Raw genomic sequence first — 16,340 nt, forward strand, 5'->3', positions numbered from 1 at the left:
TAAGAATGGAACTACGTCATTTAGAGTATTTTATTCAAGTTTGTAATAATGGTAGTTTTACTAAAGCTGCGGAAGTTCTAGGTATTTCACAGCCAACTTTAAGTCAACAAATACGTGTGTTAGAAGGTGAAATTGATACACCTTTATTTCATCGAGTTGGAAGGGGTATCAAAATTACAGAAGCAGGTAAGTTACTATTGGATAAAGGTAAATTTATCATGCAGCTATTTGATGAGGTTCATAATGAGATCTTTGAATTAAAGGGTGTGAAAAGAGGCGTGATTACTATAGGAGGGTTATTAGAGGACCTCACCTATTTAACACCTTATATTATGCAATTTCAACAACATTATCCCAACATCTTAGTAAAAATCATAGAATCAGAAGTTACTGTAAATCAGATCGTTGAAAATAATATTGATATAGGGATCACACGTAGTTTTCAAACTCCAGACACATTAACAAGCACTCTTTTGTATAGCGAAGAGCTTGTCCTTGTGATTCCAAAAAATCATCCTTTGAATAAAAAATCATTTGTTTCTTTTCGAGAATTAGTAGGGCTGAGTAGAATAATGACTTCAAGCAGTTGTCGTGAATCAATTAAGATATATTGTGAAAATTTAGGGTTATCTTTATCTGTAGCAAATATAGAAACAAAATCTTCTATTTCTCTATTGAGTCTTGTATGCAATGGACATGGGGTTGCCATAATACCACTCTCACTGGTTGATTTTGTTAATAATGATTCCTTGAGCATAGTTCGTATTGTTGATCCAACACCAAGTCAAGATATTAATCTTATTCACTTTGATGATAAATTTTTAAGTTTTGCAGCACGTATCTTTATGCAGAAGTTAAATGATCCTGAAAAAGTATCAGTATAATAGAAACAATAATGATTCTAGTGTAAAAATTTCAGGAAAATTGAAAATAAACTATAAGTCTTGGGATGAGGACTATATTAAAGTCAAAGGGCAGTGGATTTATATGTGTGGTGTAGTCGATTCAAAAGGGAATATCATTGACTTTTTATTTAAGGAAAAATGGAAAAATCAAATCAGCCAAGTATCTTTTCATATGCACCTGTTCCTCATTTTATTAAGAGCTGAGCCCTTCCAATGTTAAGGTTCAAGTCTTTTGACACGGCTACATCTATTATTTTGAGATTAGCAGTCATGCATATGATCAAAAAAGAACAGATTAATTTACGAGATCAGTCTGTTCAAAATCAGAAAGCATTCATCCATCAATTATTGGGGTTTCAGCATAAAGTACAATCCCCTTTAGGGGGGCGGGGTCGCTAAAACATATATTAAAGTAAAAGGTCAATGGATGTACCTGTATCGTGCTGTTGATTCGAGAGGAAACACAATCTATTTTTTCCTAAGCAAAATAAGAGACTAGAAGGCTGCAAAGCGCTTTTTCAAGAAAGCTTTGCGGTCTTTTCATGTTTCAAAGCCTCGTGTTATAACAGTCGATAAGAATCCAGCTAGAAATATATAAGCTATATTCTCTTTTATTTTATCTTTGCACCAGAACCATTTATGTAGTTGTTAATTTAGCATAGATGATAAAAAATAGGGTTAATTGTCCTACACAATATTTGGTACTACTACAATCAAATTAATAACAAAAAAGACTGCTAAAATCCCTAAAAACAAGCATAAATGATAAATTTTCAAACGGTGTTGTTCAAACCTGTATTGATGAAAAACAATTGTAGTTGACAGGAAATAGAGCAATACAGAACCAAAAACAAAATATAGGATAAAAGAATAATAGACCTCATGTAAAAATAATAGTCTAATGGATGCTGCAACCATACTCAAAGATATTAAAATAAACAGATGATCGTAAATAATAATTTGACCGGAAGTTTGTCTAGACTTGTCGAGTTTCTTCTCCATGTTATCGAAATATTGCCACCACATCGAAATAATGAGGATAAATGAAATGATCGCAAAGCTTATTGAATCCTAATTTCCTTGTTTGGGTTGAATGACCACAAGAGTGCTTATAAGAGCTTCCCCAAAGAGAATAATGGAAAATAGACCAAATCTCTCTAACAAGTGGGCTGTATTTGTCGGAACCTTTTCTAAACACTTTCTTCCAAGCAGTGGGACAATAATATCGATAAGAATTCCCAAATACAACGCAGCATATCGAATCCAAGAATCAAAAAAGACGGATAATAATGAAATAACGACTCCAATCCAAAAATATCTTCCTAAAAAGAGTGCTGCTTTTTTTCGAGCTCCCTCTTCTATACGCTGGACAACAAGATATTGGATTGCAGTCACGGCCCTTAAGCCAATATAGCCAATTAAGAAAGATAATAAGGATCAAAATCAGCTGATAAGCTTGATGTCATTATTAGGACAAAAAACATTTGCAGGATCAAAAAGATTCGTTGATGAAATAAATCCTTTCCAAACCGGTTAACAAAGATGGTTTGTCCTACCCAAGCCCACCAGATCGGAATAAAAATTAAGACAAACTTTACTAAATACTCTGCATGGATATGACCATCTTCAACATGAAGTAAAACATGAGTCGCAGCCGTCACCGCCGCCACAAATAACAAATCATAAAAGAGTTCTAACCACGTCACTTTCTTTTCTTCCATTTCTGCACTCCCTCCTTATAGTTAATAGTACACTAGAAATATATGGTGATTGGAAGAGGGAATAATATAGCAAATAGGTAAGTCTTTTTTATTAAATATTACTCCAATTTTAATAAAACAAGAGAAAACAGATCCTTCAGGTTTCTTATTTGCATCCCTTGGTATAAAATAGGCGATTAAGATAGTGGATATAAAAAGGATAGACTTTGCAAGGAGCGAAGTCTGTCAAAAAACAAATCAAGTTAATCAATCAACTCTTCGGTCTTACCGTATAGTAATAGATTCCGTTAGGGATACACTGCTATTTCAGATCTACATATTATTTGCACCAAGACCCATATTACCATTATGATCTTAATACCATTACTATTTGGGTCCGTCCTCGGCCCCAAACCCTTATTGTAGAAAGAAAACCACCGGCATTAGACCGGTGGTTCTGACTTAGAAAGCAAAGCAAGTACAACCAATACCCCATTTAGTTCCATCTTTTCCTATTACGGTATGAGTATGTTGATGGAGAGGGTTACTGCAACTATGTAACTTGTGATCATGAGCATCGTGAGAAAGTATATTGTGGGCTAGGTTGGCACCACCATAACCATAAACTCCCGTCGGTGCCCAGTCAGGTGATGCTGGCGGCAATTCAGGTGATAAATTTTTAAATTCATCATTTCCATAAACAACCTGCCCACCCATAATGGTGAGTAATGATTCAAGGTCCTTGATTTCTTCTTCTGACACAGTAAAGTAGTCAGCAGACAATACAGCAATATCAGCAAACTGACCTACTGCAAGGGTTCCCTTTTTACCTTCATCACCAGAGAACCACGCACTTCCTTTGGAATATAGTTCCAGGGCTGCTTTTCTGTCAAGTCTATTCTTTTCATCGTATATTGAAAGACCACCAATGGTTTTTCCGGCAACCATCCAGTAAAGAGCAACCCAAGGGTTATAGCTGGAAACCCTGGTTGCATCACTACCGGCGCCAACAGGTATACCCAGGTCTAGCATACGATAAATCGGAGGAGTACGCTTTGCAGCTTCCTTTCCGTATAAATCAACAAAGTATTCACCTTGGAAAGCCATGCGGTCTTGGATGGCAATACCGCCATTTAAAGCCTTAACACGTTCCATACTACGATCTGAGATTGTTTCTGCATGGTCAAACCACCAGCGTAGACCATTAAAAGGAATTTCTCTGTTGACTTCCTCAAAAACATTTAAGAAACGTGTTATTGACTCGTCATAAGTTGCATGTAAACGGAATGGCCAACGGTTTTCTACCAATAGAGAAATTACTTTCTTTAAGTCAGCTTCCATCACCGTAGCTAGTTCGGGCCGCGGCATTTGAAATTTTTCAAAATCGGCTGCCGAGAATACTAACATTTCTCCGGCACCATTCATTTTATACTTATCATTTCCTTGACCCGGAGAAATAATTTTTGCCCATGAAGCAAAGTCTTCATATTCATGATTTGGATTTTGCGTAAATAGATTATACGCAATACGCAAAGTTAATTGATCCTTCTCGGCTAAATGTTCAACAACTTTGTAATCATCAGGATAATTTTGGAATCCGCCACCTGCGTCAATGGCACTTGTGATACCTAATCTATTTAATTCGCGCATAAAATGGCGAGTTGAGTTAATCTGGTCGTCAAAATCAAGTACTGGAGCTCTACCTAAACTTGAATAAAGAATAGAAGCGTTAGGGTTGGCAATTAAAAGACCCGTTGGATTACCTCGTTTATCCCGCTCAATTAAACAGCCCGGAGGGTCTGGAGTATCTTTTGTGTATCCCAGTGCACGCAGCCCTGCACGATTTACAAGTGCTCTATCGTAAAGATGTAGCACAAAGACAGGCGTGTATTCAGAAACAGCATTAATCTCTTCCAAAGTTGGCATCCGTCTCTCTTTAAATTGAAATTCAGACCAACCTCCAACTACTCTTACCCACTGAGGAGCAGGTGTACGCCTTGCCTGCTCTCTAAGCATTTCCAGAGCAATAGCAAGTGATGGCACACCTTCCCAGCGCAATTCCATATTATAATGAAGACCGCCACGAATAACGTGTATATGAGAGTCATTCAAGCCCGGAATAGCTCTCTTTCTTTTAAGGTCTATTTTTTGGGTTTTTTCTGTGGCACTATCAAGAAGTTCATCTCCACCTACTGCAGTGACTAAACCTTCAGTTATGGCGATAGCCGATACCTCAGGTTGAGATGGGTCAAGGGTAGTGATTTTTCCGTTATATAAGATCATATCCGGTAAATTCATGTTCACACCTCGTCTACTTCCTATTATTCTGTAACCATGGATGAAATATTTTACCGAGAATCGGCATTACTACCCATGATAGCAAGGACACTATACATACAGAAACAAAAAAAGCTGAAATAATAGGATTCATATTTTTTATAATAGGTCCTATCACTTTAGGAACCAACATGCTAAGAGGCCATACACCAAGAACGGTAACAATAGACATTTTCCATTTTGGCGGTGGAACTGGCGTTTTAGGAGTAACAAACCAATAAGCCAAACTGCTTTCAGTTTTGTAAGTTGGATTAGTAGCTTGAAATTGTTCTGCCTTTTTTAACAAATCTCGACGAATATCTGATTCTTGCCAAGTACGTAGATGCTCATACGTATCAAAGCGAAAAATAACAGTATACTCTCTGGATCCGTTATTGGGGACTATTAGATTTACGCCTAAATGCCCTGGGAATTTAGTAGCGGCAGCTTCGATTTCATGTCTCCATGTTTCAAACTGTTTTTCTCTACCTTCTTGAATTTCCCATGTAACAATCGTTGTTACTGGACCGCCAGCATTCATCGTGTTCCCTGTATGAGTTTCTCCGGCAGTTACTTTTTCTTGTTTCATATTTTCCTGCTTGGAAGCGCACCATGTACCATAGTATATGCGTATTCCACGCCTTGACCATAAGCGCCAGTGTGTTCTTTTACAATTTCCATAACAGCATCATAAGTGTCTTTGCGTGCCCAGTCACGTTGGTATTCAAGTAAAACTTGAATTGCTGTCACTGGAATTGCTCCAGCTTGTTCTACACGACGCATAGCAGCGCTATGTGCTGTCAAACTAGTACCACCTGAAGCATCATCAACTGCATAAACTTCATAGCCAGCTTTAATTGCTTCAAGCACAGGGAATGCAAGGCAAACTTCAGTCCAAAGTGCTGCAAATATCAATTTCTTTCTACCTGTTGCCTTAACTGCCTCAACAAATTTTGAATCTTCCCAAGAGTTCATTGAACTACGTTCTATAATTTCATGGTTTGGGAATATATCAAGAATTTGTGGCCAAAAATAACCAGAAAAGCTACGTGTTTCAACTGTAGTAAGAATAGTAGGTACGTTAAAAGCTTTTGCTGATTTAGCAAGCAGCATAACGTTATTAATCAATGTTTGTCTGTCAATGCTTGCAACTCCAAAAGTCATTTGAGGCTGAAAATCGATCAAAATTAATGCACTGTTCTCCGGAGTTAACAATTCTAAATTACTCATAATAAAACTCTCCTTTTTTAAAATTGTTTCAAATAAAGTTTTTTGAAACAATTATATTTTCTATTAGTTTTAGCTGTAATCGTAAAAATAAAAGCTTTGCAATATTTCTTAATTTAAAAAGGAGCGCTGATTTAGCCAGCGCTAAATTTATGCATTTTGTTTACTAAGATCCCGCTGAGCTCCCATATAGCTTCCAATTATATTTTGATAACCTGGAAGATTACTAGCAAGCAAATTGCCAAAACCTTCGACATCGTTGCGCCAATCGCGCTGTAATTCGCACGCTACGCTAAACCAGTTCATAAGTTGCACGCCACTATGTGCCATACGCGTATTGGCAGCATCTGCAACTTGTTTACTGAAAGTTCCTGAAGCATCAGTAACAGCAAATACTTCATACCCAGCTTTTATAGCGGAAAGTGCCGGGAAAGCAACGCAAACATCCGTAACTACGCCCGCGATGATAAGTTGTTTTTTTTCAGTTTCTTCGATTGCTTTTACAAAATCATCATTATCCCATGCGTTAATTTGTCCAGGTCGAGCTATTTTTGGTGCGTGAGGAAATAGATCAACCAATTCTTGCATTAAAGGTCCGTTAGGTCCGTGTTCAAAGCTTGTTGTTAAAATAACTGGTAAATCAAAAAACTTAGCAGTGTGAGCAAGAGCTAAAACATTGTTCTTGAATTCATCAACACCATAGTCACGTACTAGTCCGGACATAAGGCCAGTTTGATGATCCACTAAAAGAACGACAGCATCATCTTTGTTAATACGAGAATAGAGATCAGACATTATGTATTCCTCCTAAAATTAAGTAATCGAAGAAAGTTTAAACAGTGGAACATTATCATAAATTCCTAGTTTCGTTATATTAGTTATAGCAGCATTCACAGAACATGAAGCGCTATACAAATTTATAGTATTTGAAAACCAATTCGTTAATCAATTCTAAATTATCTATAATTTACATAGATGGTAACTATAGTTATTTTCACCATAAAATTGATTGGTTTTACCTATACATTCTATAGATAGAACAATATTGATAGTCACCTATTTTTGTTATTAGAATTGAATATGAGGAATGTTCAGCAATTATTTCATGATGAAAAAGGTATTAGATGGGGAATTGTTACAAAAACAGAAAATGAATTCAGCGGAACAATAGAGTTTCATGCTTAGAGTCCACAACATAGACGTGCATAAATAGGTTACGAGATTCATCCGGATTATTGGAGAAAAGGATATATATCAGAATATTTCTTGGAGGTAGAAGAATGGCGAAAATTACTGTAGGAACCGAAAATCAAATACCCATTGAACTATATTATGAGGATCATGGTACAGGAAAGCCAGTAGTATTCATTCACGGTTGGCCATTAAGTGGTCGATCTTGGGAATACCAAGTTCCTGCTCTCGTTGAGGCTGGATATAGAGTCATAACTTATGACCGTCGAGGGTTCGGGAACTCTTCTCAGCCATGGAACGGTTACGATTATGATACATTCGCTACTGATTTACATCTGTTACTAGAGCATTTGGATCTCCAAAATGCGACACTGGTCGGATTTTCAATGGGGGGTGGAGAAGTAGCTCGCTATATCGGAACCTACGGAACAAATAGAGTAGAGAAGGCTGTATTTGCGGGAGCTGTACCACCATTCCTTTACAAGTCAGCAGATCATCCTGAGGGGGTATTAGATGATGCAGCAATTCAAGGATTTGAAAATGGAGTAAAAAATGATCGTCTAGCATTTCTTGATGAGTTTACGAGAGGATTTTTTGCTGCTGGAGATCGAACTGACTTAGTCAGTGAACCGTTCCGACTTTACAATAGGGATATTGCAGCGGGTGCATCGCCTAAAGGAACACTAGATTGTATCGCTGCTTTCAGCAAAACGGACTTCAGAGGAGATTTAGCCAAGTTTAATATACCTACCCTTGTTATTCATGGTGATTCAGATGCAACTGTTCCATTTGAATATAGTGGAAAACTGACACATGAAGCAATTCCTAATTCTAGGGTAGCTTTAATAAAGGGTGGTCCACATGGGTTCAATGCAACACATGCCAAAGAATTTAATGAGGCACTGCTATCATTTTTAAAGGGCTGATTACCAATGAATATTTTTTAACTGATAGAACAGGGGTATTTTACCTTCTCTGAAAAGGTTGTTGATAAGCGATTAGTTACACTTAATTCTCAAATGTTAATAGGTGCAAACATACACTTTCATGAGGAAAATGATATCTTGGAAGGGAGGAGATACACACATCCATCAACTTAAGAATTTTATAAAGCTCCCAAAATGAAAAAATACGTTATTCTTTCTGTAGAATCATAGGAAAGGATGGCGTTTTTTGTATGTCTATTTCTATATCTGATGAATTACAACTATTTGCTCAAGAAATTCAAAGCTTTTTATCTCCAAATATCTTATGAGATCTTGCTAGAGATGTTGGTTTCATGCAACGAACCAGTAAATACCAAGCAAAAGATTTAGTCGCTTTATGTGTATGGATGAGCCAAAATATCGCTACGACTTCTTTAACTCAATTATCTAGCTGTTTGGAAGCATCAACAGAAGTGCTCATCAGTCCTGAGGGATTGAATCAACGATTTAATCAATCGGCTTAATTCAAAAAAATGAAACTCGTTAGGGTTTATTTCGTATGCAAATCTTTAAATTCCCTACACGTAGCCTTTAGAAAAAAGAAGCAACCTCTACTATGATTGACGTTGTGTGAACTTAGCTGGATAGCAATGAGATACGGCCACATATCTATCCAGCTAAGATAAATTTGTACTCACATAAACAAAAAATGCTATTCTTTTTGTAGAAATATACAGAAATGATGGTATTTTTGTATGAATCTATTGATGCAATAATTCTGATCAAACTTTGGTTTAGCAACAAACCAAAAGCCTCCATTTACAAGTATGTTAGTTGACTGACCACACTTTCTAAAAATTGCTCTACTTTTTCTTTTGATGTATCCGGCGTATGATAACCAATCGTAAATGTAAGTCTTCCATTATAAGAACTTACCCCCATTGTAAAGAATGGGGCATACATAATAGGTGATGTCATATACCCGTCATCGGCTAGAACTTCACCAAACTTAATAGGTTCATCTGCTATCACCCCGAAATTTGTAAGTAACGGCAACGCCATGCCCATTTGTAAAGCCTGTTCGTATTGCTGCTTATACATTTCTTTCACCTCAGATAGCTTTAGACCTGCCAGTAGCTCCATTCCTGCGGCTGAAGAGAGACCTGGATTTTGAGATTTTATTTTATCCATTGATTGTTTGACTCGAACTAGAGTCTGATTAAATAATTTCATTATCTTCCATTTTAATCACTGGCATTTCCATACCGGATAAATTGCAAATAGCACCAGTTGTATGATTGGGAAGATATCGGCGTAAATCAATTGTTAAACCGATCATTTTTTCTGCAGTGCGAGGTTCTGCATACACAGTGAAATGTGATAAAGATTGGAAGTATGCAGTCATGATGACATCATTCAAGGTAGCCTGTTGTGCTTGGCTAGGACGATACGCACTTTTTACGTCTGGTATTCCAGCATATTTGAAAACAGGTGATTGATCGCGAAACCCCTCATTCCTCGCACAAAATCCCTTTATAATTTGATCCTTAGACTGTCCTAGGGAAAGCTGAGTATAAATTGCTCCCAGCAAATTAATATATTCCTTGACTCCTGCACCATCTGAACAAAGATGTGATAATTTAACAATTAACATATTTGTTGTAGTGCCTTGTAATAATTTTGTTTGAACCATTGGCCCCTGAATATGATTTTCAGGTTCCTTAATAAAATCTATCGCCATCATTTCAAGTTCTTGATCATTTCCTTCTGCAAAAAAACAAGTCGTTGATTTAGTACTAGATGTATGTTCCTTCCAGTAAGGAATATCACTTTCTACAAAACGGCTGTTCAAAACTGGCTGTAATTGTAACGTTATCCTTACTGATTGTTCAAGTATTTTCATTGATATACCTTTAGAAAAATAAAGAACGGCATTAATTTGTTGATTTGCAGAATAAAGACCTAATATATAATTCATTCGATCTTGAGGTGTTACTGGATACTTTCTTTGTCCCATAATTTTATCCCCTTTTTAAAACTATTTTTGATTATAATCTCGTTCCTCGTATGGTTGATACTTTCTTCAAGGGCTAATAATGCTTCGTTTTCGATTTTTAGTATATCAATTTTGAAAGCATCTTTTCCGTACTGGTTCCATTATTTTGCAGCACTTTGTTGGTGGAATACCTATTCTTTTATTGTTATTAATATCCCCTATCAATTTAAAATATGAGTAAACATAAAATGATTTCGTTTGCATATATACAGACAGTTTATAATAATGTTTATGTATTATCAATAAAAACAAACGGATCATTTTTATGACTGTTAATAAAAGAACAAAACTATTTTACGTTTAGAAAATTTTAACGATGTATTGTAAGAGTAAAGAAGAGATTTGTTTGATGTTAATACGGATTCTTAGAACGTGTCTATGGTTCTGTTGCAATACTTGAACATTCACAAGTACCGTCAAAAAATGCAGAGGAAATGCTAGTAGAGAATAATGAAGTGACAGTAAAACGAGAGCATAAACAGGCGAAAAGCACGCCATATACTCAGGAAATTTATAAGCAGTTACAAATGGTCATAGTTGATGGGCATGAACCTTTAGATACATTTTTTACTTTCATGTATTAAGTGTTAAGTGAATCTCTCAATTCATCTGTAAAAGTATACCTTTACAGATATATAGAAAACTATAAAAAACCACATCTATAAATGTTCATTTCTACCTTTACAGACATCCGTTTATTTTATATATCTTTACAGACATAATTGTTATCATTATCAATGAGGTGTAGCATATGAAACATAAAAAATTTGGATATGTGCGAGTTTCGAGTAAAGATCAAAACGAAGAACGACAAATTCAGAATATGAAGAATTTAGGGATAGAAGAACGGGATATTTTCATAGATAAAGAGTCTAGAAAAATATGGAGTGAGATAATTATCAAATGCTAAAACGTCTTGTTCGTACAGGAGATACCATTGTGTTTGATTCCTTGACAAGACTCGGAAGAAATATGAATGATACATTAGAAGAATTTAGATATTACGAAAAACATAAAGTAAATTTACAATTTATAAAGGAACCATACATTAACGTCAATTACACTGGGGAAAGTACAAATGATGTCATTCAGAGCGCAATTCAAAAAGCAACACTGACAATATTATCTGCCTTTGCAGAAAAAGAGCGCATTGATATTAAACAACGTCAAGCTGAAGGAATTGCTCTTGCCAGAAAGCAAGGTAAACGTTTAGGATGTCCTCCTGTCGAAATAACAGAAGAATTTACGGATGCTTACAAGGAATGGAAATCTGGTTCAATTACAGCGGTAGGAGCTATGAAAAAGTATGGCATCAAACGTTCTTCTTTTTATAAGCTCGCTAAACAACATGAGGAAAAAATAAAAGAATAGTTTGCCTTGTTAACATTTTAATAGAAAGAACTTGTAGTGATTTCTACAAGTTCTTGTTGTTAAACAATATGGTAGAATAAGCTGGAATGAAATCATATCAAGCCAAACCTAAAAAATAACAGGAAGTGATGATTTTGACTTTTTATATAATGATAGAAACTTATGGTAATTTTGCAGAACCAATGCAAAGAGTAGGAATGAAGAGTAATACATTTTATAGGAGAGTCAAAGAATACGAATACAGCTTAGAAAAAGCAAGCTTTCTTAAAAAGGAGGGGGAATAAAATGAAGCGTATTTCAATTTTAATAGCTGATGATGAGGTGGAAATTGCTGAATTAATTGGGATACATTTAGAAAAAGAAGGTTATCATGTTGTGAAAGCTACTGATGGAGAAGAAGCAGTTCGTATCATTCAATCACAACCAATCGATCTAGTTGTTTTAGATATTATGATGCCCAAAATGGACGGTTATGAAGTAACACGACAAATTCGTATGAAACATCATATGCCTATCATTTTCTTAAGTGCGAAAACATCTGATTTTGATAAGGTGACAGGTCTTGTACTAGGCGCGGATGATTATATGACGAAGCCTTTCACACCAATTGAATTAGTTGCGCGTGTAAATGCACAACTACGCCGATTTCTTATGTTAAATCAGCCGAAAGTAGAGGAGAATAAATCTGTTTTAGAAGTAGGTGGAGTTATTATTGATCCAGAGCAACGAACGGTAAATGTATACGGAGAGCAAATTGAATTAACCCCAAAAGAGTTTGATATTTTATATTTATTAGCTAGTCATCCGAAGAAAGTATATAGTGTTGAAAATATCTTTCAGCAAGTATGGGCAGATGATTATTACGAAGGTGGAAATACAGTTATGGTACATATTCGTACTTTACGAAAAAAACTTGGGGAGGATAAAAGGAAGAATAAGTTAATAAAAACGATATGGGGGGTAGGCTATACTTTCAATGGCTAAAATGATGAGAAGCTTTCGTTTTAAAATGATCGCCTTGTTTATGTTAAGTATGGTATTAGCAGCTGGCGTAACATATATGATTTATAAAGGATTACAGTTCTATTATAAAACGATGGTGCGCTATGAAGATCCTCTAGCTCAATTTAGGTCAATAGTAAGAGAGTTTGGAGATATTAATTTCTTTTTGATTTTCTTTATCCCATTATCTATTTTATTCTTTTTCTTTTTAACAAAACCATACTTAAAGTATTTTAATGAAATTTCTAACGGAATTCATTATCTCGCTAACGGTGATTTTACAAATAAAGTTCATATTTCATCAAATGATGAATTCGGAAATATTGCGCGTGAGATTAACTTAGCGAGCGAAAAGTTAAAAGAAGCGGTTGAAAGAGGAGACTTTGCGGAAAGTAGTAAAGATCAGCTAGTTGTTAACTTAGCTCATGATTTAAGAACGCCATTAACATCTATTTTAGGTTATCTAGATTTAATTCTTAAAGATGAAAATTTGACAAAGGAACAGATTAAACATTTTTCTACGATTGCATTTACGAAATCGCAACGACTTGAAAGTTTAATTGATGAGTTATTTGAAATTACGCGAATGAATTATGGCATACTAAAGTTAGAAAAAAAAACAATTGATATAAGTGAGTTACTTCTACAGTTAGATGAGGAATTATATCCGTTATTAGAGAAGCGAAATTTAGAAGCTAGATTGAATGTTGATTCGCATTTACTTATTAATGGTGACGGAAAATCGTTAGCTAGAGTATTTGAAAACCTTTTAACGAATGCTATTCGCTACGGATATGATGGGCAATTTGTTGATATGAATGGATATATTGATAATGGAGAAGTTGTCGTACAAATTATTAATTACGGAGATAGCATTCCAGAAGAAGATTTGCCATATCTTTTTGATATGTTTTATACAGGTGATAAAGCTAGAACGGAGCAACAAGACGGTACAGGCCTTGGTTTATTTATTGCAAAAAATATTGTGGAACAGCATAATGGGACGATCTCTGCTGAAAGTAATGTAATAAGAACAATATTTGAAGTGAGATTGCCAAAAGAAGATAGCTCGAGAATTTAATAAAAATTTTAAGTTTACCCCACTTTTTATTTTAATAGTTTTTTCTATCCTATACGTATGTTAGATAAAGGAGGAACTAAGAATGAAGAAGTGGGTATTTATTTCTCTTTTTATATTGTGCACAGTATGTGTTGGGATTTATATAGCACCGTTATTTCAAAAGGGGATAGATGTTAAAATCGTAGAAAAAGATGATAAAGTAAATACTGTGAATACTGAAAAGAAAGAGATTACAAAGGAACAAATTCATAAAGGGGATTTATTACTAGTTAATAAAGATTACCCTATTAAGAAAGATAGTATAAGGTCTGATATTATAAATGTATTTCAAAATGCTGAATTAGTAAGAGGGTATGTGATATTTGATAGAAACCTTCGCTTATCAATGGATATTGTGAAAAAATTTTTGAAGATTGTAGATGCAGCGGAAAAAGAAGGAGTACAGCATTTTTTGATGAATAGCGGTTATCGAGATTTTAAAGAACAAAGGAAGCTATATGAGAAAATGGGCTCTGATTACGCACTTCCAGCAGGATATAGTGAACATAATTTAGGGTTATCACTTGATGTTGGGTCTACTCAAATGAAAATGGAGAAAGCTCCTGAAGGAAAATGGATTGAGGAAAATGTATGGAAATACGGATTTGTTTTACGCTATCCGAAAAATAAAAGTAATATTACAGGAATTCAATATGAGCCATGGCATATACGTTATGTCGGTTTACCTCATAGTGCTGTTATGCAAAAAAATAATTTTACTTTAGAGGAATATTTGGATTTCTTAAAAGAGAAAAAAGAAATTTCAACGTATATTGAAGGTGAAAAATATACGATTTCTTATTATAAAGTTTCAGAGAATATTAACGTGAATGTTCCAGTGAATAAGCATTACGAGATTTCAGGGGACAATATAGGAGGAGTTATTGTGACTGTTATGATGTAGATTTAAAAGAAAATTATACCGTTTATAAAAAAGATAAACCGAATTGCTACTAACTTCTTTTTTTTCTTATTAGGGGTCACCTTACATGCCCATCAACTTAAGATTTTGAAATACCCCAAAACGAAAATTTTGTGTAGTATGCTTTGAGGTAACTCGTTCTTTTTAGCTTGATAGCGATGGGGTGGGGTAACGCCAGCATTTTGGAAAAAACCCACGCTAAGAGTATGCAAGATTTTATACAGTTTTTCGGCTAATCCAGTAACAAACGGGAACCCTGAAACCCGCGCCAGGATAGGGATGTATAAAAAATGAATAGAGTCATAGAAAAAGAAAAATGCGGATTCTTTGTGAAAGTAGAGATCATCCTTTTTCCTTGCTACCAATAATGAGACGTTATGTTAACCTGACATGAATATCCTTTTAATCCAAAATTTTACAAAATCACCCTTACTGATGGTACAATTAAAGTCATGGAGGGATATTATGGGGATTTATTATGTATCACTGTTTCTTATATTCGGCACTGCAATATTCTTATTTTTCTTGTCTAGTTCATCAAAAATTAAGGCTAAAAACCTATCATTGATAATGGTTTGTTTAGGAATAAATCTACTCATAAGTCCAGTGGCTTTTTTTATAGGCGGGATAGCTGATTATGCAGGTGTGGTGTCTAATTATGGAGCTTATGTTGCGGGCGATTCGGCAACAGCTCCTCCTCTAGTTAGTCATGTACTTTATTTTTTAGGAGGATTTCTCTTCATTCAGGGAATACCGCTCCTCATACTACTTTTAGCTGTTTGGAAGTTTACAAGAGCAAAGAAAACAAAACGAGTATAGAAGCACATAACAAATAAGTGGATGCCTTTTTAGAGGAGGGATCCGCTTTTTTCTTACTATCAATAATGTTGCGTTATGTTAACCGTTCATGTATACAGTATGCATGTGAAAAGGGTTGTTAGCTAACAATATTGATTTTCTTGCTAAACCAAAGGAGACGCATGTTAATATTTACCTTATAGGAGGGATAAAAATGAGGAAATTACAAGAGATTCTGGAGAAAAGTAAATTCTTATTTGAACTAATCCCAAATGATAAACCTATCCTTTCAGTACAAGATGGTGCGGATTATTTTGGGATTGAAGTCGGACAAACAGCTCCTTCATTGATACTAAAAACAGATAAAGGATTCTTTGCTTTAGTCATATCTGGAAGTCGTGGAAAAGTTAATTTTGAGGAAATAGCTGATATTTTAGGTTGTAATAAAGTAAAATTAGCATCTCCAAAGGAAGTCCAGAAAGTTACAGGATTTGAAGTAGGAAGTGTATCTATGGTTGGTCTTGATTTACCTTGTGTGATAGATAAACGACTTTTCCATTATGATTTTATTTACGGGGGTATTGGTCAATCAACCTTTACATTAAAAATTGAGCCGGAAGCCTTAAATGAATTAAATCAAGTCATAGCAATATTCGACTAACAAAAAATACTACTTTTTTTCAACAAACCAGTGCTAATAATAAACCACATGTAATTACTTCCGCTAACGAATTTTACGTCAACTAGCCCCTCGCAAGAGTGGCTAGTTGTTTTTACAGTAACAAAAATGAAGTTTTATTGTTAGA

General features: G+C 35.1%; 13 protein-coding genes and 7 pseudogenes. 14 read left to right on the top strand and 6 right to left on the bottom strand.

Features of this window, described 5'->3' with window-relative positions; all coding sequences use genetic code 11:
- Positions 1–5 precede the first annotated feature (5 nt).
- The 4 genes and pseudogenes from BM211_RS18065 to BM211_RS18080 all read left to right on the top strand — a co-directional run.
- On the top strand, positions 6–884 hold the full coding sequence (locus tag BM211_RS18065; RefSeq protein WP_035430743.1) for a LysR family transcriptional regulator: 879 nt from the start codon (positions 6–8) through the stop codon (positions 882–884).
- A 58-nt stretch (positions 885–942) separates the two neighbouring features.
- A pseudogene (locus BM211_RS27595) lies at positions 943–1,026 on the top strand (DDE-type integrase/transposase/recombinase); the annotation flags it as partial.
- Between the two features lie 92 nt (positions 1,027–1,118).
- Positions 1,119–1,304: pseudogene (locus BM211_RS27600) on the top strand (IS6 family transposase); the annotation flags it as partial.
- Positions 1,297–1,491: pseudogene (locus BM211_RS18080) on the top strand (DDE-type integrase/transposase/recombinase); the annotation flags it as partial. The pseudogenes BM211_RS27600 and BM211_RS18080, both read left to right, overlap by 8 nt.
- Positions 1,492–1,542: 51 nt before the next feature.
- Here BM211_RS18080 and BM211_RS18085 read toward each other — a convergent pair.
- From BM211_RS18085 to ycaC, 5 genes and pseudogenes are all read right to left on the bottom strand, one after another.
- Positions 1,543–2,626: pseudogene (locus tag BM211_RS18085) on the bottom strand (low temperature requirement protein A).
- Positions 2,627–3,067: 441 nt separating this feature from the next.
- Positions 3,068–4,903: an amidohydrolase gene (locus BM211_RS18090; RefSeq protein WP_141771666.1), complete on the bottom strand. Its 1,836-nt coding sequence runs from the start codon at positions 4,901–4,903 to the stop codon at positions 3,068–3,070.
- Between the two features lie 13 nt (positions 4,904–4,916).
- Positions 4,917–5,510, bottom strand: coding sequence for an antibiotic biosynthesis monooxygenase (locus BM211_RS18095; RefSeq protein ID WP_035430737.1), 594 nt, complete (start codon positions 5,508–5,510; stop codon positions 4,917–4,919).
- Positions 5,507–6,151, bottom strand: a complete 645-nt coding sequence (locus BM211_RS18100; protein WP_035430735.1) for a hydrolase — start codon at positions 6,149–6,151, stop codon at positions 5,507–5,509. Before BM211_RS18100 ends, BM211_RS18095 begins: the two co-directional genes overlap by 4 nt.
- A gap of 147 nt (positions 6,152–6,298) precedes the next feature.
- Positions 6,299–6,943, bottom strand: a complete 645-nt coding sequence (ycaC, locus tag BM211_RS18105; RefSeq protein WP_090998886.1) for an isochorismate family cysteine hydrolase YcaC — start codon at positions 6,941–6,943, stop codon at positions 6,299–6,301.
- A 485-nt stretch (positions 6,944–7,428) separates the two neighbouring features.
- Here ycaC and BM211_RS18110 point away from each other — a divergent pair, with 485 nt between their 5' ends.
- Both BM211_RS18110 and BM211_RS18115 read left to right on the top strand, forming a co-directional pair.
- Positions 7,429–8,265, top strand: a complete 837-nt coding sequence (locus BM211_RS18110; RefSeq protein WP_035430731.1) for an alpha/beta fold hydrolase — start codon at positions 7,429–7,431, stop codon at positions 8,263–8,265.
- A 251-nt stretch (positions 8,266–8,516) separates the two neighbouring features.
- Positions 8,517–8,786 (top strand): annotated as a pseudogene (locus BM211_RS18115) (IS4 family transposase); the annotation flags it as partial.
- Between the two features lie 298 nt (positions 8,787–9,084).
- Here the strand turns inward: BM211_RS18115 and BM211_RS18120 are convergent.
- A pseudogene (locus tag BM211_RS18120) lies at positions 9,085–10,282 on the bottom strand (condensation protein).
- Between the two features lie 473 nt (positions 10,283–10,755).
- On the opposite strand from BM211_RS18120, the gene BM211_RS26795 reads away from it, so the two are divergent.
- The 8 genes and pseudogenes from BM211_RS26795 to BM211_RS18150 all read left to right on the top strand — a co-directional run bounded on the left by BM211_RS26795 (position 10,756) and on the right by BM211_RS18150 (position 16,195).
- Positions 10,756–10,905: a hypothetical protein gene (locus BM211_RS26795; protein WP_218160817.1), complete on the top strand. Its 150-nt coding sequence runs from the start codon at positions 10,756–10,758 to the stop codon at positions 10,903–10,905.
- Positions 10,906–11,072: 167 nt separating this feature from the next.
- Positions 11,073–11,692: pseudogene (locus BM211_RS18125) on the top strand (recombinase family protein).
- 149 nt (positions 11,693–11,841) lie between these two features.
- Positions 11,842–11,976 (top strand): hypothetical protein, encoded by a 135-nt coding sequence (locus BM211_RS27235; RefSeq protein WP_256217141.1) that lies wholly within the window; start codon positions 11,842–11,844, stop codon positions 11,974–11,976.
- Position 11,977: 1 nt separating this feature from the next.
- Positions 11,978–12,676 carry a response regulator transcription factor gene (locus BM211_RS18130; RefSeq protein WP_035430730.1) on the top strand — a complete coding sequence of 233 codons (699 nt, stop codon included), beginning with the start codon at positions 11,978–11,980 and terminating at the stop codon, positions 12,674–12,676.
- Positions 12,669–13,775, top strand: a complete 1,107-nt coding sequence (locus BM211_RS18135) for a HAMP domain-containing sensor histidine kinase (protein ID WP_035430729.1) — start codon at positions 12,669–12,671, stop codon at positions 13,773–13,775. The genes BM211_RS18130 and BM211_RS18135 overlap by 8 nt, the downstream gene beginning before the upstream one ends.
- A gap of 82 nt (positions 13,776–13,857) precedes the next feature.
- A complete protein-coding gene (locus BM211_RS18140; RefSeq protein WP_090998887.1) occupies positions 13,858–14,718 on the top strand; it encodes a M15 family metallopeptidase in 861 nt (286 codons plus the stop codon).
- 483 nt (positions 14,719–15,201) lie between these two features.
- Complete coding sequence (locus BM211_RS18145) at positions 15,202–15,555, top strand: hypothetical protein (RefSeq protein ID WP_090998888.1); 354 nt, start codon at positions 15,202–15,204, stop codon at positions 15,553–15,555.
- Positions 15,556–15,748: 193 nt separating this feature from the next.
- Complete coding sequence (locus tag BM211_RS18150; protein ID WP_090998890.1) at positions 15,749–16,195, top strand: aminoacyl-tRNA deacylase; 447 nt, start codon at positions 15,749–15,751, stop codon at positions 16,193–16,195.
- Positions 16,196–16,340: the final 145 nt, after the last annotated feature.

Origin of the sequence: Bacillus sp. 491mf (assembly GCF_900112415.1) — a bacterium.
Taxonomy (GTDB): domain Bacteria; phylum Bacillota; class Bacilli; order Bacillales; family Bacillaceae_G; genus Bacillus_A.